Raw genomic sequence first — 18,195 nt, forward strand, 5'->3', positions numbered from 1 at the left:
CCACAGAGACCAGCGCCAAAGAAAAAGCCCGTCATCTTGCGATGACGGGCCTTCTTGTAATGGTCGGCGTGGCGGGATTCGAACTCGCGACCCCTTGCACCCCATGCAAGTGCGCTACCAGGCTGCGCTACACGCCGACAAGCCTTGCATTATAGCCAGCAAAAAGGCCCTCTCTCAGGCCGATAGCCGAAGCAGTTCGCGAATCTCGAGCAGCTCGCGCCGCATGTCGTTCAACAGGCCCGCCTCGGTGGCAGCCGGCGGCGTGACCACGGCCGACACCACCGTGGTGTCATCGTCGTGAATCACCGCATCGAGGTCGATCACATCGATCGGCTCCTCGTCGTCCTGGCGGCGCTTCTCGCGCTCGGCCTGGGCCAGTTCCTGCAGCTTGTTGCGCGCGCCGCTGATGGTGAAGCCCTGGTCGTACAGCAGCTCGCGGATGCGACGAATCATCAGCACCTCGTGGTGCTGGTAGTAGCGCCGATTGCCCCGACGCTTCATGGGACGAAGCTGCGTGAACTCCTGCTCCCAGTAGCGCAGCACGTGCGGCTTGACACCACACAGCTCGCCCACTTCACCGATGGTGAAGTAGCGCTTCGCTGGAATGGGGGGCAGCGATTTTTCCATGTAAATCAAGGCGGTAGCAACCGAAGCTTGAATTTACTCTAAGTGGAGAAACCCCGGGGACTACCCCTGGGGTTTTCGTGCGAAATGTTGTAAGCGACCCCTACCGGGCCGCGCGATGGCGCCGTTCAGCCGCCGATGACCGCCGCCTGTACCTGTTCCTTGAGCTTGGGGCTGGCGTGGAAGGTCACGACCCGGCGTGCCTGGATGGCCACCGGCTCGCCGGTGCGCGGGTTGCGGCCGGGGCGGGCCGCCTTGGTGCGGATCTGGAAATTGCCGAAGCCCGATATCTTCACGTCCGTGCCATTGACCAGGCTCTCCGTGATGAGATCGAAGAAGGCGTCGATCATGTCCTTGGACTCCCGCTTGTTCAGGCCGATCTGGTCGAACAGCAGTTCAGCCAGTTGGGCCTTGGTCAGGGCGGGGGTTTCCAGGCTTTCGACGGCCAGTTCCATCGGGTCTTCCTTCTCTCTCGTCTTGTTGGAGGGCGATCAGGCGCGCAGGCGGGCCTGAACGCGCTGCTGCAGCGAGGCGAGGGTCTGCTGCACGGCGGCTTCGATCTGCTCGTCGGCCAGTGTACCGTCGTCGCGGTTCATGATCAGGCGCACGGCCAGACTCTTTTCGTGCTCGGCCAGACCAGGCACCACCGCACCCTTCTTGGGGCGATAGACGTCGAACAGCACGGCGTCCTGCAACCACGGATTGCCGGCGCCGCGAATGGCGGCCATCACGGCGTCGTGCGGGATCGACTCATCGACCACCAGCGCCAGGTCGCGTTGCACCGGCTGGTGTCGGCTGACCGCGCGGAAGGCCGGCACGGGACGCACCAGCACGGCTTCGAGTTCGAGCTCGAACAGCACAGGCGCCTGTGGCAACTCGTAGGCCTGGCGCCAGCGCGGGTGCAGTTCACCCACGTGGCCAATGCACCGCCCATCGAGCCACACCGCGGCGCTGCGGCCCGGGTGCATGGCGGGATGCTCGGCCGCGCGGAACTCGGCCCGGCGCGGCGCCAGAAGGGCCTCCACGTCCCCCTTGGCGTCGAAGAAATCGGCGGTGCGCTCGCTCTCGCCCCATTGCAGCGCGTTCAAAGGCCCGGCCGCAAGTCCGGCCACGCGCATGGGCTGGTCGAACCCGGCCACGCTGGTGTCGCTGTCCGGCACCGTGGCGTCCTTGCGGAACACGCGCCCGACCTCGAACAGGCGCACGCGCTCGGCGCGGCGATCGAGGTTGAACTTGCACACCGCCACCAGGCTGCCGATCAGCGAGGAGCGCATCACGCTCATCTGGCTGGCAATGGGGTTGAGCAGTTGGATGGGATCGGCATTGCCTGCCAGCTCGCGCTCCCAGCGTTCTTCCACGAAGCTGAAGTTGATGGTTTCCTGGTAACCCAGTTGCGCGAGTTGACGGCGCACATCGAACGCGCCGCGGCGCGCCTCGGGCCGCAGCTTGGCCGTGATCGGCGCAAGCGGCGGCGTGGTGGGCAGTTGCTCGTAGCCGATCAGGCGCACCACTTCCTCGATCAGGTCTTCCTCGATCTGCAGGTCGAAGCGGTAGGGGGGCGGGGTCACGCTGACGCTGCCCTCCCCCTCCTGCACCGCCAGGCCCAGGCGGCTCAGCGCGTGCACGCACTGAGCCTGCGTGACCGGCATGCCGATGACCTTGGCTGCGCGCGCCACGCGCAGCGTCACCGGCTTCGATTCGGGAAGTCGCGCCCGCTGATCGTCCATGGGGCCGGCCTGACCGCCGCAGATCTCGAGCACCAGCTGGGTGATGCGCTCGATGTGCTCGACGGTGGTGGATGGGTCGACGCCGCGCTCGAATCGGTGCCCCGCGTCGGTGCTGAAGTTGTAGCGGCGCGAGCGGCCCGCCACGGCCTTGGGCCACCAGAAGGCGGCCTCGATGTAGATGTTGCGCGTGTCGTCCGACACCGCGGTGGCGTCCCCGCCCATGATGCCGGCCAGCGATTCGACGGCCTGGTCGTCGGCGATCACGCCCACGCCAGCGTCGACCGCGATCGTGTTGCCGTTGAGCAGCTTGAGCGACTCGCCCTCGCGACCCCAGCGGACGCTGAGGCCACCGTGGATCTTGTCGAGGTCGAAGATGTGCGAGGGGCGGCCCAGCTCGAACATCACGTAGTTGGAGATGTCCACCAGCGCCGTGACGCTGCGCTGCCCGCAGCGCGCCAGGCGATCGACCATCCAGGCCGGCGTCTGCGCCTTCGTGTTGACGCCACGCACTACGCGTCCGCTGAAGCGCCCGCAGAGGTCCGGCGCCTCGATGCGCACGGGCAAGGTGTCGCTGAGCGACACCGGCGCGGCCGGGAACTCGGGCGACTGCAATGGCGCCCCGGTGATGGCGGCCACCTCGCGCGCCACGCCGTACACGCTCAGGCAATGCGCCAGGTTCGGTGTGAGCTTGAGCGTGAACAGCATGTCGTCCAGCGCCAGGTGTTCGCGGATGTCACGGCCCACCACGGCATCGGCCGCGAGTTCGAGCAAGCCCTCATGGCTTTCGGAGAGTTGCAGTTCGCGCGCCGAGCACAGCATGCCCTGGCTCTCCACGCCGCGCAGTTTGCCCAGCTTGATGGTGAAGGGCTTGCCGTCGTCGCCGGGCGGAAGCTCGGCGCCCACCAGGGCGCAGGGCACCTTGATGCCCACGCGCGCGTTCGGCGCGCCGCAGACGATGTTGAGCAGCGCGCCCTGCCCGACGTCCACCTCGCACACGCGGAGCCGGTCGGCGTTGGGGTGTTGCGCCGCGGACTTGATCTCGCCCACCACCACTTTCGAGAACGGGGGCGCGACGGGACGAAGCTCCTCGACCTCCAACCCGGCCATGGTGAGGGCGTCGGCGAGTTGCTGGCTGTCCAGGGGCGGGTTGCAGAAGCTGCGCAGCCAGGATTCGGGGAATTGCATGGTGATCGCTTATCGGAACTGGCTGAGGAAACGCACGTCGCCGTCGAAGAACAGGCGCAGGTCATTGACGCCGTAGCGCAGCATGGTCAGGCGGTCGGGCCCCATGCCGAAGGCAAAGCCGATGTAGCGCTCGGGGTCGAGGCCCATGTTGCGCACCACGTTCGGGTGCACCTGGCCCGAACCCGCCACCTCCAGCCAGCGCCCGGCCAGCGGGCCGCTCTGGAACTGGATGTCGATCTCGGCGCTGGGCTCGGTGAAGGGGAAGAAACTGGGGCGAAAGCGCAGCACCAGATCTTCGCTCTCGAAGAAGGTGCGGCAGAAATCGGTGAAGACGACCTTGAGGTCCTTGAAGCTCACGTTCTCGCCAATCCACAGGCCCTCGCACTGGTGAAACATGGGCGAGTGCGTGGCGTCGCTGTCCACGCGGTAGGTGCGACCCGGCGCGATCACGCGGATCTCGGGCATGCCCTGCCCGGCATCCAGCGCGGTGCGGTGGCGCTTGACGTGCTGCACCGCGTGGCGGATCTGCATGGGGCTGGTGTGTGTGCGAAGCAGGTTCGGCGCCTTCGCCGAGCCGCCCTCGACGTAAAAGGTGTCGTGCATGGACCGCGCCGGGTGGTCCTCGGGCGTGTTCAGGGCGGTGAAGTTGAACCAGTCGGACTCGATCTCGGGCCCCTCGGCCACCTCGAAGCCCATGGAGCCGAAGATGGCCTCGATGCGCTCGAGCGTGAGGCTCACGGGGTGCAGTCCGCCCGCGCCACGCTGGCGGCCCGGCAGGCTCACGTCCAGCGACTCGGCCTTGAGCTGGGCCTCCAGTTCCGCGTCGGCCAGGGCCTGGCGGCGCGCCGTCAGTGCGCCCTCGATGGCCTGCTTGGCCACGTTGATCGCGGCACCTCGGGTCTTCTTCTCGTCCACCGGCAGGGCCGCCATGCCCTTCATCAACTCGGTGATGCGGCCCGCCTTGCCCAGGTAGCGCGCCTTGGCGTTTTCCAGGTCGGCCGGTGCGGTGGCCTGCGCGAACTCGGCGCGCGCCGCTTCGACCAGGTTGTCCAACTCGTTCATTCGATGCGTGTCCGATGCAATGAAAAAAGGGTTGAAGCCGGCGGGTTACCCCTCAAGCCTCAACCCCTTCAAACGGCAGCGGGCGCGTACGCGCCCGGCCGGGAATCAAGCGGTGGCCAGCTTGGCTTTGACCTGCTCCACGATGCTGCCAAAAGCCGCCGGGTCGTTGACGGCCAGGTCGGCAAGGACCTTGCGGTCGATCTCGATCTGGGCCTTCTTCAGACCATTGGCGAACTGGCTGTACGTCAGGCCGCAGGCGCGCGCACCGGCGTTGATGCGGGCGATCCACAGCTGGCGGAACACACGCTTCTTGGTGCGGCGATCGCGGTAGGCGTACTGGCCCGCCTTCATCACCGCCTGTTTGGCGATGCGGAAGACGTTGCCGCGACGGCCGCGGAAACCTTTGGCCAGGGCCAGGACTTTTTTATGGCGGGCGCGAGCCGTGACACCACGTTTGACGCGAGGCATAGTGCTTCTCCTTGTTCGTCTTGATTACAGGCCAGCGAACGGCAGCATCTGCGCCATGTGACCCATGTTGGTCTCATGAACGTTGACGGCCCCGCGCAGGTGGCGCTTGTTCTTGGTGGTCTTCTTGGTCAGGATGTGACGCTTGAAGGCTTGACCGCGCTTGACGGTGCCACCGGGACGAACGCGAAAACGCTTCTTCGCGCTGCTCTTGGTCTTCATTTTGGGCATTGGAATGCTCCTTCTTGATTTGTGCTCGTGAGGCGCCGTGACAACTGGTCACGGTCTTGATGGGCCCCGAGCCACTTTTGAGAAGGCCTTCTCAGGCCTTCTTTTCGGCACCGGCCTTGCGGCTGGTGCCTCGAACCGGCGGGGGACCAACCCCGCCTGCTCAATCCCTCGTATCCGTCTGCCGCCGGCGGCTCAGGCCGCCGATGGGCTGGCCGCCGGCGTTGCCGCCTCGGCCGTGGGTTTCGCCGCCACCTTCTTGCGGCTGGGCGCGATCATCATGATCATCTGGCGCCCTTCCAGCTTCGGAAACTGTTCCACGATGATCTGGTCGCCCAACTCGTCGCGAATGCGGTTCAACAAGGCCAGACCCAGTTCCTGGTGCGTGATCTCGCGACCACGGAAGCGCAGCGTGATCTTGCACTTGTCGCCGTCGTCCAGGAACCGGCGGATGTTGCGCATCTTGATGTTGTAGTCGCCCTCATCGGTGCCGGGGCGAAACTTGACTTCCTTGATCTCGATGACCGTCTGCTTGGCTTTCGCTTCGGCCGCCTTCTTCTGTTCCTGGTACTTGAACTTGCCGTAATCCATCAGGCGGCACACCGGCGGCACTGCCGTGGCGGCGATCTCCACGAGGTCGACGTCGAGCTCGCCGGCCATGCGGAGGGCCTCCTGCAAGCTGACGATGCCCAGGGGCTCGTTGTTCGGGCCGTTGAGGCGGACCTCGGGGGCCATGATTTCCCGGTTCAGGCGGTGCGCGCGTTCTTCACGCTGGCGGCGGTCGCGAAAGTTGGTAGCGATGGTGTGTGTCCTTGAAATGGGTCAATGAATCAAAAGCGGCCTTTCGGCCGCCGGGCTGCACCCGCCATGGGCGCTGGGCAGTGCGGCAGCTTCACCGGGCGGTGCCCGAGGGCGTTCAAGCCTTGGATGAAACCGATGTCGCGACCAAATGGGAGAAGTCCTCCAGCGACATGACACCCAGGTCCTTGTTGCCCCGGGCCCGCACCGCCACCGCACCAGCGGCCTTTTCCTTGTCGCCCACAACGGCAATGAAAGGCAGCTTTTGCAACGCGTGCTCCCGTATTTTATACGTTATTTTCTCGTTGCGCAGATCCGCTTCGACCCTAAGCCCTTGATTCTTCAGTGATTTCGCGATTTCCCGACAGTAATCGGCCTGGGCGTCGGTGATATTGAGCACCGCCACCTGTTGGGGAGCCAGCCAGGCGGGCAGCGCGCCGGCGTGCTGCTCGATCAGGATGCCGATGAAACGCTCCAGGCTGCCCACGATGGCGCGGTGCAGCATCACGGGGCGCTGACGCGAGCCGTCCTCGGCCACGTACTCGGCGTCCAGGCGCTCGGGCATGGAGAAATCGACCTGCATGGTGCCGCACTGCCACTGGCGGCCGATGGCGTCCTTGAGCGTGTACTCGATCTTGGGGCCATAGAAAGCGCCGTCGCCCGGGGCGATCTCGAACTCGCAGCCGGATCGGCGCAGGCTTTCCATCAGCGCGTGTTCGGCCTTGTCCCAGCTCTCGTCGGAGCCGATGCGCGCATCCGGGCGCGTGGCCACCTTGTAGATGATGTGCTCGAAGCCGAAGTCCTTGTAGACCTTCTGCAGCAGGCTGGTGTAGGCCACGCACTCGTCCAGGATCATGTCCTCGGTGCAGAAGATGTGGCCATCGTCCTGCGTGAAGGCGCGCACGCGCATGATGCCGTGCAGGCCACCCGTGGGCTCGTTGCGGTGGCACTGGCCGAATTCGCCGTAGCGCAGCGGCAGGTCGCGGTAGCTCTTGATGCCCTGCTTGAAGATCTGGATGTGGCCCGGGCAGTTCATCGGCTTGAGCGCGTAGTCGCGCTTTTCCGATTCCGTGGTGAACATGTTGTCGCGGTACTTGTCCCAGTGGCCCGTCTTCTCCCACAGGGCCTTGTCCAGAATCTGCGGACCCTTGACCTCCAGGTAGCCGTTGTCGCGATAAACACGGCGCATGTACTGCTCCACCTCCTGCCACAGCGTCCAGCCCTTGGGGTGCCAGAACACCGTGCCGGGGCTGTGTTCGTCGAGGTGGAACAGGTCCAGCTCGCGGCCCAGCTTGCGGTGGTCGCGCTTCTCGGCCTCTTCCAGCATCGTCAGGTACTGCTGCAAATCCTCTTTGCTGGCCCAGGCCGTGCCGTAGATGCGCTGCAGCATCTCGTTGCGGGAGTCGCCGCGCCAGTAGGCGCCGGCCAGCTTCATCAGCTTGAAGTGCTTGAGCTTGCCGGTGCTGGGCACGTGCGGGCCGCGGCACAGGTCCTCGAAGCCGCCTTCCCGGTAGAGGCTCACGTCCTCGTTGGACGGGATACTGGCGATGATCTCGGCCTTGTAGTGCTCGCCCATGGCCTTGAAGTGGGCCACGGCCTCGTCGCGCGGCAACACGCGGCGCTCGACCTTCTCGTCCTTGTTGGCGAGCTCGGTCATGCGCTTCTCGATGGCGGCCAGGTCCTCGGGCGTGAAGGGCCGCTTGTACGAGAAGTCGTAATAGAAGCCGTTTTCGATCACCGGGCCGATGGTGACCTGGGCGTCGGGATAGAGCTCTTTCACCGCCTGGGCCAGCAGGTGGGCCGTGGAGTGGCGGATCATCTCCAGCCCATCGGCGTCCTTGGCCGTGACGATGGCCAGCGAAGCGTCGCGGTCGATGGTGTAGCTGGTGTCGACCAGCTTGCCGTCCACCTTGCCACCCAGCGCGGCCTTGGCCAGGCCGGCGCCAATGGAGGCGGCGACCTCGGCCACCGTGACCGGCGCGGGAAAACTGCGTTGCGAACCGTCGGGGAGCGTGATCTGGGGCATGTGCGTGTCCGGAAAACAAAAAAGCGCGGCTGGGGCCGCGCTTTCGTGGGGAGGAGAAGAAGGTGAAGGGATTCGGGCAGGCGCGAACTGCCGGCCTCAATGGGCCGTGGAGAAAAACTCCTGAGTTCGCGGTGTCATAACCGACATGCCTTTCTCGCTCTTGCTCGTTGTTCGAGCCGGAGATTGTCCCACAAACATCACGCACGGGTGCGAGTGGCGCTGTTCGGCGCCCTTCGTCGCAGGCTCACGGCAGTGCATTGAGTATCTCGATGAGCCGGTCCACGTCCACGGGCTTCACCAGGTGGTGGTCAAAGCGGGCCGCGGCGGAGCGTTCCCTGTCGGCCTTCTGGGCCCAGCCGGTCAGGGCCACGAGCGTCACCGGCGACCAGGCCGCGTTGCACCGGATGCGTTCGGCCAGCGCGAACCCGTCCATGCCGGGCATGCCGATGTCCAGCAGCGCCACCGTGGGTGCGCACTCCTCCATCAGCTGCAGCGCCCGGTCGCCGCTGTAGGCCGCCGTCGCCGCCACCCCCAGGGTGTGCAGCAGGGCCGCCAGCGTGTCGGCGGCATCCTGGTTGTCGTCCACCACCAGCACGTGCTGGCGGCTGGCCCTTGCCCTCAGCGCCTCGCCACCCGTCGGCACCGGCGGCGGCGATGCCTTGGCGCCCGCCCAGGGAAGGCGGACCACCATGTGCGTGCCGCTGGGCACCGACCCGCTCTCGGCCTTTACCGTGCCACCGTGCAGTTCGACCAGACTCTTGACCAGGGTGAGGCCGATGCCCAGGCCGCCTTGCGCTGCGCGGGAGGCGTCCTGGACCTGCACGAACATGTCGAACACGGCGTCGAGCATGTCCTGGGGAATGCCCGGGCCGCTGTCGGAGACCGTCACGCAGGCATCCGCACCGTCCCGCACCAGCGAAAGCCCCAGCTGGCCGCCGCGCGGGGTGTACTTGGCCGCGTTGTTCAGCAGATTCGAAAACACCTGCGTGAGCCGGACCGAATCGCCGTGCACCACCACGGGTTTATCGGCAACGTCCGTCACCAGGCGGTGCGCATGGGCCTCGATCAGGGGCTGACTCAGCTCCACCGCATGCCTGAGCACGTCCTGCAAGGCCACGGGCGCGAACTGCAAGGGGATCTTGCCGCGCGTGATCCGCGACACCTCCATCAGGTCGTCGATCAGCCGCACCATGTGGTTCACCTGCCGGCTCATGAGGGCGTGGATCCAATCCTCCTCCGCGTCGCGGTTCTTCTTGGCCAGCAGCTCGAGGCCGGTGCGCAGGGGCGCCAGCGGGTTGCGCAGCTCGTGGGCCAGCGTCGCCAGGAATTCGGTCTTGCGTTGGTCCGCCTCGCGCAGCCCCGTGAGCGTCCCCCGCAGCTGGTACTGGCGGCGCCGCGCCGCCAGGGCGCTGAGGGTCGCGCTGACGAGCGACGACACCCGCATGGGCCGCTCCAGCACCGTCACGTTGGCCAGTTCCTGCAGCGCGTCCGTGATGGCCAGGGAGTCGATGCCGGCGCGTGCCAGCACCAGCACCGGCAAGTCCGACCAGGGCTCCTGCCCGAGCAGCAGTTGCTTCACGTCGGCAAAGGCCTCGTCGCTCAACACCTCCTCGGCAATCAGGAGCACCCCTGCGCCCTCTCGCAGGCGGCGGGCCATCTCGGCCGCGTCCTGGCAAGCCTCGGCGGCCACACCGGCGCGCGACAGTACCCGCACGGCCATGGCGCCGTCGCGCGCCGTGGGCATGCGCAACAGCACGCGCAGCTCGGCGGGGGAGGCATGGCCAGCATTCACCGGCTGGGCGAACCGGGCGGCAAGGCGAGGTCCGGCAAGGAGGCGGGTGCGCCGGTGAGGATGCCGCGAAACCGCTTGAGCGGCTCGCCCACCACCGGGCCCTGCGAGGTCATCTGGAAACCCCGGATGCTGCGCTCGTGCCAGCCGCCGCGCTTCTTCATCACCGAGATCGCCTGCCGGACTTCGCCGTCGGCCTCGTAGTAGCGCAGCAGCACCACCGAGTCCGCCAGGTAACTGGCATCGATGGGGGTCTGCATCTGGGTGCCGATGAGCCCGTGCTCGGCGCCCACGACCATGGTGGCCACGCCGGCCTGCCCCAGGTAGGTCAACAACTCGTGCAGTTGGGCGATGAGGAAGCGCTCGTCCGGCATGGCGTTGAGGTAGCCATTGAGGCTGTCGATCACGACCACGGTGGCCCCGTGCTGCGTCACCGCCTCGCGAATGCCGGCCACGAACTCGCCCGGCGACAGCTCGGCCGGGTCCACCTGCCGCAGCCGCATCCGCCCGCTGGCCACATGGGGCGCCAGGTCCATCCCCATGCCGGCGCACCGCGCGCGCAAGGTCGTGAGGCTTTCGTGGAAAACGAACAGGGCGGCGGTTTCCCCGCGCTGGGCTGCCGCCAGCGCGAATTGCACCGCCACCGTGGACTTGCCGGTGCCGGGGGCGCCCAGGAGCAGCGTGCTGGTGCCGCGCTCGACCCCTTCGCCCAGCAAGCGGTCCAGCGCATCCAGCCCGCTGGACAGCCGGGTGATGGCCCGCTCGTGGGTGTGCTCCGAGGCCACCAGGCGCGGGTACACCTCCAGTCCTCCGCGCCGGATCTTGTAGTCGTGAAAGCCCCCGCGGTACCCCTGGCCACGGTACTTCAGCACGATGAGGCGCCGCCGCGCGGTGCCGTAGTGCGGGTTGAGCTGCTCCATCCGCAGCACCGCGTGCGCAATGCTCTGCACCTGCAGGTCGTGATCAAGCGCCGTCATGTCGTCCAGCAGCAGCACCGTGCAGTTCCTGCCCGAGAAGAACTGCTTCAGCGCCAGGATCTGGCGGCGGTAGCGCAGCGAACTGCCCGCCAGCAGGCGCAGTTCGGAGAGGGAATCGAACACCACGCGGCGCGGATTGACCTTGTCGACCGCCTCCAGCAGCCGGACCGTGGTCTCGCCGAGCTCGACCTCCGAGGGGTGGAACACCATGTACTGCTCCTCGGGGTCGAGCGCCTGTTGGGCAGGGAGCATCTCGCGCATGGACACCCCGGACAGGTCCCAGCCGTGCGAGGCCGCCACACCGGCCACCTCTTCGAGCGTCTCGGACAGCGTCACGTACATGACGGGTTCGCCCAGGCGCGCCCCCGCCATCAGGAACTGCAGGGCGATGGTCGTCTTGCCGGCGCCGGGGGAGCCCTCCAGCAGGTAGAGCCGATTCGCGAGAAACCCCCCGCCGAGAATGTCGTCCAGCCCGGACACGCCGGTCTTGAGCAGCGCGGGGCCGGACCCGGCGGTGGCGGGTTGAGGTTCGGTCATTGCTGTGCCTCCACTATTGGCCGACGGCAATCGACGATCCTAGCGCCGAACCGGGGCCGACGGGGGCCAGTCTTCAGGCGCCGGGTGCGCGCCCCCGGGCACGCCGATTGCCCGGCACGCGTCTCCCAGCGCAGCCAAGGAACACCATGCACTCAGAAGGAAAAACCCGGGACGATCTCTGGAAGATGATCAAGGACATCCGCTTCGGCATGCTCACGACCCGGCATTCGGGCGAGGCACACGACGGCCACCTGCACGCCCGCCCCATGACCACGCAGAACAAGGACCTCGACGACGCGCGCCTGTGGTTCTTCATGTCCCGCCGCAGCGGGCCGGTGGACGACATCGTGGCCGATCCGACAGTCAACGTGAGCTACGCCGAACCGGACGACGATACCTACGTCTCCGTCTCCGGCATCGCGCGCGTCATCCCCGACGTCGCTCAGGCGCGGGCGCTCTGGAACAAGGCGGCCGACGCCTGGTTTCCCGGTGGTCCCGAAGACCCGGACCTCGTGCTCGTGGCGGTAGACATCGAGCACGCGCACTACTGGGACGTGAAGGAGAACAAGCTCACGCAGTTGATGGTGATGGCCAAGGCGGCCCTCACGGGAGAACCCCCGCGGCTGGGGGAATCGGGCGAGGTTCGGCCGAGCCATTGAGAAAGCCCGGCCGGTCGGCGGGCCCTGCGCCGACCCCCGAGAAAGCCGATCACGGCCCGGTGCCGCCCCCCACCGAAAAAGCCGCCCCGAAGGGCGGCCCTGTCTCCTCTGATGTCCGGTGGATTCGACTCAGTGGAACTGCTCTTCCTCGGTCGAACCCGTCAGCGCCTTCACGCTCGACGAACCGCCCTGGATGACCGTGGTCACGTCGTCGAAGTAGCCCGCGCCCACTTCCTGCTGGTGCGACACGAAGGTGTAGCCCTGCTCGCGCGCCTTGAACTCGGGCTCCTGCACCATCTCCGTGTAGTGCTTCATGCCTTCGCCGCGGGCGTAGGCGTGGGCGAACTGGAAGGTGTTGAACCAGTTGATGTGGATGCCGGCCAGGGTGATGAACTGGTACTTGTAGCCCAGCGCGGAGAGCTCGTCCTGGAAGCGGGCAATGGTCTTGTCGTCCAGGTTCTTCTTCCAGTTGAACGAGGGCGAGCAGTTGTAGCTCAGCAGCTTGCCCGGGCTCTTGGCGTGCACGGCCTGCGCGAATTCGCGGGCGAAGCCCAGGTCGGGCGTGCCGGTTTCACACCACACCAGGTCGGCATAGGGCGCGTAGGCCACGCCGCGGCTGATGGCCTGCTCCAGGCCGTTCTTCACGCGGTAGAAGCCTTCCTGCGTGCGCTCGCCGGTGAGGAAGGGCTTGTCGTTGGCGTCGTGGTCGCTGGTGATGAGGTTGGCGGCCTCGGCGTCCGTGCGGGCCAGCACGATGGTGGACACGCCCATCACGTCGGCGGCGAAGCGCGCGGCGATCAGCTTCTCGATGGCCTCTTGCGTGGGCACCAGCACCTTGCCGCCCATGTGGCCGCACTTCTTCACGGCGGCCAGCTGGTCCTCGAAGTGCACGCCCGCGGCGCCGGCCGCGATCATGTTCTTCATCAGCTCGAAGGCATTGAGCACGCCGCCGAAGCCGGCTTCCGCGTCGGCCACGATGGGCAGGAAGTAGTCGATGAATTCCTTGCTGCCCGGCTCGATGCCACGGCCCCACTGGATTTCATCGGCGCGCTTGAAGGTGTTGTTGATGCGGCGAACCATGGCGGGCACCGAGTCGTAGGCGTAGAGCGACTGGTCGGGGTACATGGTTTCGCTGGTGTTGCCGTCGGCGGCCACCTGCCAGCCCGAGAGGTACACCGCCTCCAGCCCGGCCTTGGCCTGCTGCATGGCCTGGCCGGCGCTGATGGCGCCGAAGGCGTTGACGTAGCCCTTCTTGGCGCCGCCATTGATCTTTTCCCAGAGCTTTTCCGCGCCGCGTTTGGCGAGGGTGTGCTCGATGTGCATGCTGCCGCGCAGGCGCACCACGTCGGCGGCGGTGTAGCCGCGCTTGACGCCCTTCCAGCGCGGGTTCGTGGCCCAGTCTTTTTCCAGGGCTTCGATCTGTTGCGCGCGGCTGAGTTGTTCGGTGAGGGACTGAGGCATGGGGACACTCCTTGGGGTTGAGGTGGAACCGGGCGGCGAATCGCGGCAAAGGCGGTGCCGTTGGACATGACTCTAAGTCTTATAGAAGACTTGAAACGTCTCTTATGTCTTATAGAAGAGAAAAATTTTTCTTTTTTTAATCAACGATCTTTTTGCCGAATTTTTCAATAAGAAATTCTGTTTCCCATATCAAGAAAATTTGCCGCGACGCAGCATCGCGTCATTTCTTGATGCGAAAAGCAGTTGCCTCATGCCGAAAACCCCCCGGTGCACCTGCGGCATGATGCGCCCCGTGACCTCACTCCATCGCGCCACGGCCTATGGCAGCCTGGGCCTGAGCATGGCGCTCGTGGGCAGCTACGTGGCGCTGTCCAAACCCCTGGTGCTGGTGTTTCCGGTGTTCCTGCTGGCCTGGCTGCGCTTCGCCATCGGCGCAGCGGCCATGTGGCGCTGGCTGCGCAAGCCGGCCGACGAACCACCGCTGGGCCCACGCACGCGCGCCCTGCTCTTCCTCGAGTCCTTCCTGGGCAACTTCCTGTTCTCCCTCTGCATGCTGTTCGGTGTGAGCATGACCACGGCCGTGGCGGCGGGCGTGGTGATGTCGTCCATTCCTGCGGTGGTCGCGGTGTTGAGCTGGGTCTTCCTGCGCGAGCGCATCGGCGCGCGCAGCGCGGCGGGCATCGCCTGCGCGGCCCTGGGCATCGGGCTGTTTTCGCTCGACAAGGGCGCGGGCCCCGCGGCCGGTGGCTCGCAGGCGCTGCTGGGCAACCTGCTGGTGTTCGCGGCGGTGGTGTGTGAGGCGTCCTACGTGGTGATCGGCAAGCGCCTCACCGAGGGACTGGGGCCCAAGCGCATCTCGGCCATCATCAACCTGTGGGGGCTGGCGCTGGTCACGCCCTTCGGCGTCTGGGCGGCGCTGCAGTTCAACTTCGGTGCCGTGGCGCTGTCCATCTGGGGGCTGCTGGTGTTCTACGCGCTGGCCGCCAGCGTGTGGACGGTGTGGCTGTGGATGAGCGGGCTCAAACGGGTGCCGGCTTCGCAAGCGGGCGTGTTCACCGTGATGCTGCCGATCAGCGCGGCGCTCATCGGCGTGGTGTTCATGGGCGAGCGCCTCAGCGGCCTGCAGTTGCTGGCCTTCGGCATCGCCCTGCTGGGCCTCGTGCTGGCCACCTTGCCCGAACGCGCCGGGCGCTGAGGCTCGGAGGCACCACAGCCCGGTGGGCTGGCGGCCTCAGAGGCACCACAGCCCGGTGGGCTGGGTGATGCCCATCCACAGCGCCCAACCCGAAGCGAGCAGCAGCGCCAGCCCCGCCAGCCGGATGCCCCAGGCGCCCGAGCGGGCCTCGCGCAGGCGCAGCAGCAGCCAGGGCCCGGCGAACAGCGACACCGACGAGCCGATGGCGAACGCCGCCATCACCGCCGCGCCATGAACCGCGCTGGCGGTGAGCGAGGCCACCAGCAGCGCCGAGTACAGCAGGCCGCAAGGCATGAGCGCCCAGCCATAGCCCAATACCCAGGGCGCGCGCGGGCCCAGCCGGGCCATCACGGGCCTGGCGCGTCGCCACACGCCCTGCCCCACGCCGTCGATCCACGCCGGCTGGCGCGCCCGCCACAGCAGCCAGGCGCCCAGCAACAGCGCCGCCACATGGAACATGGTCCACACCGGGCGGATCACCTGCGTGTGCGCGCCCAGCCAGGCCAGGCCTTGCACGGAGCCCGCCGCCAGCGCGCCCACGCTGGCGTAGCCCGCCACACGGCTGAGCTGGAACGCCGCGATGGCGCGGCCGCCCCGATCCCCGGCCGCGCGCCCGATGCCCGCGCAGGCCGCGCCGCACATGGCCACGCAGTGCGGCCCGCCCATCAGGCCCATCAGCAGCGCGGTGATCAGCAGGGAGCCGGAGGACACGAGAGCCTCACAGGATCTTCGAGAAGCGCGCGCGGTCCTGGTCGGCCCGCAAGTGGCGGTCGAACACCATGGCGATGGCGCGGATCAGGTACCAGCCGGTCTCGCTGACGTGCACCCCCTGATCGTCCAGGCTGACCAGGCCCTCGGCCTCAAAGGGCGCCAGCGCTTCCAACTCGTTCGCGAAGTAGCGGCGGCTGTCGATCAGCTGGCCCTGGTCGACGCTTTCGAACAGCAGTTCGCCCTGGCACATCAGCGACATGATCACCGCGCGGCGCACCAGGTCGTCGCGCGTGAGCGCCAGGCCGCGCACGATGGGCAGGCGACCCTGGTCGAGCAGGTCCACGTACTCGTCCAGGGTCTTGGCGTTCTGGCTGTAGGTGGCGCCCACGCGGCCGATGGCCGAGACACCGAGCGCGATGAGGTCGCAGTCCGGCTGGGTGCTGTAGCCCTGGAAGTTGCGGTGCAGCCGCCCCTGGCGCTTGGCCACGGCCAGGGCGTCATCGGGCAGTGCGAAGTGGTCCATGCCCACATGCACGTAGCCCGCATCGCGCAGGATGTCGAGCGAGGCGGACAACATGGCCAGCTTGTCGGCGGCACCGGGCAGCTCGGCCGCCACGATGCGCCGCTGCGGCTTGAAGCGCGCCGGCAGGTGCGCGTAGGCGTACAGCGCCACGCGGTCGGGCCGCAGGGCCTGCAATTGCGCCAGCGTGCGCCGGAAGGACTCGGGCGTCTGCAGCGGCAGGCCGTAGATCAGGTCCACGTTGACCGATTCGAAGCCGATGCGGCGCGCCGCGTCCATCAGCGCGAAGACCTGCTCGGCGGGCTGGATGCGGTGCACCGCCTTCTGCACGGCGGGGTCGAAGTCCTGCACGCCGAAGCTCAGGCGGTTGAAGCCCAGGCGGTGCAGCGTGCGCAGCCGCTGGGCGTCCACCGTGCGCGGGTCCACCTCGATCGAGTATTCGCCGCCCGGCACCAGCGCGAAGTGGCGCCGCAGCATGGCCATCAGGTCTTCCAGTTCGGCGTCGCTCAGGAATGTCGGGGTGCCTCCGCCCAGGTGCAGTTGCGAGACCGACTGCCCCGCGCCCAGGTGCTCGATCTGCAGATCCAGCTCGCGCGAGAGGTGGCGCAGGTACTCCGCGCCGCGCGAGTGGTGTTTTGTAATGACCTTGTTGCAGGCGCAGTAGTAGCAGACCGATTCGCAGAACGGGATGTGCACGTACACCGACAGCGGCAGGGCCATGGAGCCCGCGCGGCGCTGGCCCAGGGCCAGCCGGTAGTCCTGCTCGGTGAAGGCCTCGACGAAGCGGTCGGCCGTGGGATAGGAGGTGTAGCGCGGCCCCGGGACGTCGAAACGCCTGAGCAGGTCGTCGGGGATCACGTGGCTCACGGCAAGTCCTTGTGGCATGGCGGCCACTGTGCCCGAGGCGCCGCCGGGAAGCCTTGATCCTGGTCAAGCGGCACCGGTTTTCGGTGCCGGGCGGAGTATCCTCCGCTGCGTCGAATCAGAGGGAATCACGATCATGGACGCCCAACGCATCAAAGTGGCCTGCTCGAGCTGCAACCTGCGCGAGCTCTGCCTGCCCATGGGCCTGAACGCGCAGGAAATGGGTCAGCTCGACACGCTGATCTCCGTGCGCAAGCGGGTCAAGCGCGGCGATGCCCTGTTTTCCGTGGGCGACCGCTTCACCTCGCTGTACGCCATCCGTTCCGGCTTCTTCAAGACCTGCGTGACCACGGCCGATGGGCGTGACCAGGTCACGGGCTTCCAGATGGCGGGGGAGATCATCGGCCTGGACGGCATCGTGAGCGACCGCCACGCCTGCGACGCGGTGGCCCTGGAAGACGCCGAGGTCTGCGTGATGCCCTTCGACCAGGTGGAGGAGTTGTCGCGCCAGTTCACGCCGCTGCAGCACCACGTGCACCGCATCATGAGCCGCGAGATCGTGCGCGACCACAGCGTGATGCTGCTGCTGGGCAGCATGCGCGCCGAGGAACGCCTGGCGGCCTTCCTGCTCAACCTCGTGCAGCGCCTGCAGGCGCGCGGCTTCTCGCCCTCCGAGTTCAACCTGCGCATGACGCGCGAGGAGATCGGCAGCTACCTGGGCATGAAGCTGGAGACGGTGAGCCGCACCTTCTCCAAGTTCGTCGACGACGGCATCGTCGATGTGAAGCAGCGCTACGTGCACATCAAGGACACCGAGGCGCTGCGGCGCATCGTCAATCCGCAGACCTGCGCCTGAGGTCCTGCGCCAGCCACACGCTCAGCGCGCTGGACAAGGCGATCACCGCCCAGAACACGAAGAAGGCCAGGGTATAGACCGCCGGGCGCGACCAGTCCAGCGCGCCGCCCTGCCAGTGCAACTCGCTCGGGTCGACCACCGCGAACACCAGCATTTCCAGCACGCCCGCCATCAGGAAGGACGGCCAGCCCACCCACATCCAGCTTCGGGTCGGCATCTCAGCGGTCCCGGACCACGGGCGAGGCCGCGTGGTTGCGCGCCTGGTGCGCGGGCTGCAGGCCGATCAGGGCCTGCTCGCGCTGCGGTCCTTGCAGGCGGCGCGCCTGCTCCAGCGTGGCCTGGTAGGCGGCCTTGTCGAGGACGGGGTCGGCGCCGTTGATGGCGATGACCGCGGTGGCGATGGCGGCGGCCACCACCACCAGGGGCCCGCCCACCACCAGCCACATGGGGCCCACGCGCCACCAGGGCTCGGTGGATTCGGGTTCGATCGACTTCAGGTGCATGGCGGCCT

17 protein-coding genes, 1 tRNA gene and 1 pseudogene are annotated in these 18,195 nt (G+C 67.2%); 3 read left to right on the forward strand and 16 right to left on the reverse strand.

Translation table 11 applies throughout. From position 1 onward, the window contains the following. Positions 1 to 60 precede the first annotated feature (60 nt). From GTO19_RS20400 to GTO19_RS20450, 11 genes and pseudogenes are all read right to left on the reverse strand, one after another. A tRNA-Pro gene (locus tag GTO19_RS20400) sits at positions 61 to 137 on the reverse strand. A gap of 37 nt (positions 138 to 174) precedes the next feature. After that, positions 175 to 627 carry a MerR family transcriptional regulator gene (locus tag GTO19_RS20405; RefSeq protein ID WP_291024285.1) on the reverse strand — a complete coding sequence of 151 codons (453 nt, stop codon included), beginning with the start codon at positions 625 to 627 and terminating at the stop codon, positions 175 to 177. A gap of 125 nt (positions 628 to 752) precedes the next feature. Next, positions 753 to 1,097, reverse strand: a pseudogene (locus GTO19_RS20410) (integration host factor subunit alpha); the annotation flags it as partial. Between the two features lie 18 nt (positions 1,098 to 1,115). Further along, complete coding sequence (pheT, locus tag GTO19_RS20415) at positions 1,116 to 3,536, reverse strand: phenylalanine--tRNA ligase subunit beta (RefSeq protein WP_291024286.1); 2,421 nt, start codon at positions 3,534 to 3,536, stop codon at positions 1,116 to 1,118. A gap of 9 nt (positions 3,537 to 3,545) precedes the next feature. Next, positions 3,546 to 4,598 (reverse strand): phenylalanine--tRNA ligase subunit alpha, encoded by a 1,053-nt coding sequence (gene pheS, locus GTO19_RS20420; protein WP_291024287.1) that lies wholly within the window; start codon positions 4,596 to 4,598, stop codon positions 3,546 to 3,548. Between the two features lie 105 nt (positions 4,599 to 4,703). Next, a complete protein-coding gene (rplT, locus tag GTO19_RS20425; protein WP_009517526.1) occupies positions 4,704 to 5,066 on the reverse strand; it encodes a 50S ribosomal protein L20 in 363 nt (120 codons plus the stop codon). A 24-nt stretch (positions 5,067 to 5,090) separates the two neighbouring features. Then, positions 5,091 to 5,294 (reverse strand): 50S ribosomal protein L35, encoded by a 204-nt coding sequence (rpmI, locus tag GTO19_RS20430; RefSeq protein WP_009517525.1) that lies wholly within the window; start codon positions 5,292 to 5,294, stop codon positions 5,091 to 5,093. A 192-nt stretch (positions 5,295 to 5,486) separates the two neighbouring features. Next, positions 5,487 to 6,092, reverse strand: coding sequence for a translation initiation factor IF-3 (gene infC, locus GTO19_RS20435; protein ID WP_291024505.1), 606 nt, complete (start codon positions 6,090 to 6,092; stop codon positions 5,487 to 5,489). A gap of 115 nt (positions 6,093 to 6,207) precedes the next feature. After that, on the reverse strand, positions 6,208 to 8,115 hold the full coding sequence (thrS, locus tag GTO19_RS20440) for a threonine--tRNA ligase (protein ID WP_291024290.1): 1,908 nt from the start codon (positions 8,113 to 8,115) through the stop codon (positions 6,208 to 6,210). Between the two features lie 244 nt (positions 8,116 to 8,359). Beyond that, positions 8,360 to 9,907, reverse strand: a complete 1,548-nt coding sequence (locus tag GTO19_RS20445) for an ATP-binding protein (protein WP_291024292.1) — start codon at positions 9,905 to 9,907, stop codon at positions 8,360 to 8,362. After that, positions 9,904 to 11,418: an ATPase domain-containing protein gene (locus GTO19_RS20450; RefSeq protein WP_291024293.1), complete on the reverse strand. Its 1,515-nt coding sequence runs from the start codon at positions 11,416 to 11,418 to the stop codon at positions 9,904 to 9,906. The genes GTO19_RS20445 and GTO19_RS20450 overlap by 4 nt, the downstream gene beginning before the upstream one ends. A gap of 146 nt (positions 11,419 to 11,564) precedes the next feature. On the opposite strand from GTO19_RS20450, the gene GTO19_RS20455 reads away from it, so the two are divergent. Further along, on the forward strand, positions 11,565 to 12,077 hold the full coding sequence (locus tag GTO19_RS20455; RefSeq protein ID WP_291024295.1) for a pyridoxamine 5'-phosphate oxidase family protein: 513 nt from the start codon (positions 11,565 to 11,567) through the stop codon (positions 12,075 to 12,077). Between the two features lie 129 nt (positions 12,078 to 12,206). Here the strand turns inward: GTO19_RS20455 and aceA are convergent, their stop codons facing one another. Beyond that, a complete protein-coding gene (gene aceA, locus GTO19_RS20460) occupies positions 12,207 to 13,538 on the reverse strand; it encodes an isocitrate lyase (protein WP_291024296.1) in 1,332 nt (443 codons plus the stop codon). A gap of 283 nt (positions 13,539 to 13,821) precedes the next feature. Between aceA and GTO19_RS20465 the strand changes: the two genes are divergently transcribed. Beyond that, positions 13,822 to 14,733 (forward strand): DMT family transporter, encoded by a 912-nt coding sequence (locus GTO19_RS20465; protein ID WP_291024507.1) that lies wholly within the window; start codon positions 13,822 to 13,824, stop codon positions 14,731 to 14,733. A gap of 36 nt (positions 14,734 to 14,769) precedes the next feature. Here GTO19_RS20465 and GTO19_RS20470 read toward each other — a convergent pair whose 3' ends face one another. Beyond that, positions 14,770 to 15,408, reverse strand: a complete 639-nt coding sequence (locus GTO19_RS20470; protein ID WP_291024510.1) for a sulfite exporter TauE/SafE family protein — start codon at positions 15,406 to 15,408, stop codon at positions 14,770 to 14,772. A 43-nt stretch (positions 15,409 to 15,451) separates the two neighbouring features. Continuing rightward, positions 15,452 to 16,849, reverse strand: coding sequence for an oxygen-independent coproporphyrinogen III oxidase (hemN, locus tag GTO19_RS20475; protein ID WP_291024297.1), 1,398 nt, complete (start codon positions 16,847 to 16,849; stop codon positions 15,452 to 15,454). Positions 16,850 to 16,964: 115 nt separating this feature from the next. Between hemN and fnr the strand changes: the two genes are divergently transcribed. Beyond that, positions 16,965 to 17,684: a fumarate/nitrate reduction transcriptional regulator Fnr gene (gene fnr, locus GTO19_RS20480; protein WP_291024299.1), complete on the forward strand. Its 720-nt coding sequence runs from the start codon at positions 16,965 to 16,967 to the stop codon at positions 17,682 to 17,684. Here fnr and GTO19_RS20485 read toward each other — a convergent pair. Both GTO19_RS20485 and GTO19_RS20490 read right to left on the reverse strand, forming a co-directional pair. After that, positions 17,662 to 17,901, reverse strand: coding sequence for a hypothetical protein (locus GTO19_RS20485; protein ID WP_291024301.1), 240 nt, complete (start codon positions 17,899 to 17,901; stop codon positions 17,662 to 17,664). The two genes, fnr and GTO19_RS20485, sit on opposite strands and share 23 nt — an antisense overlap. 1 nt (position 17,902) lies before the next feature. Next, the gene (locus GTO19_RS20490) at positions 17,903 to 18,187 is read right to left on the reverse strand and encodes a nitrogen fixation protein FixH (RefSeq protein WP_291024303.1); all 285 of its coding nucleotides are present in this window, start codon (positions 18,185 to 18,187) and stop codon (positions 17,903 to 17,905) included. Positions 18,188 to 18,195 lie beyond the last annotated feature (8 nt).

Origin of the sequence: Hydrogenophaga sp., assembly GCF_011772445.1 — a bacterium.
Classification (GTDB): domain Bacteria; phylum Pseudomonadota; class Gammaproteobacteria; order Burkholderiales; family Burkholderiaceae_C; genus Hydrogenophaga.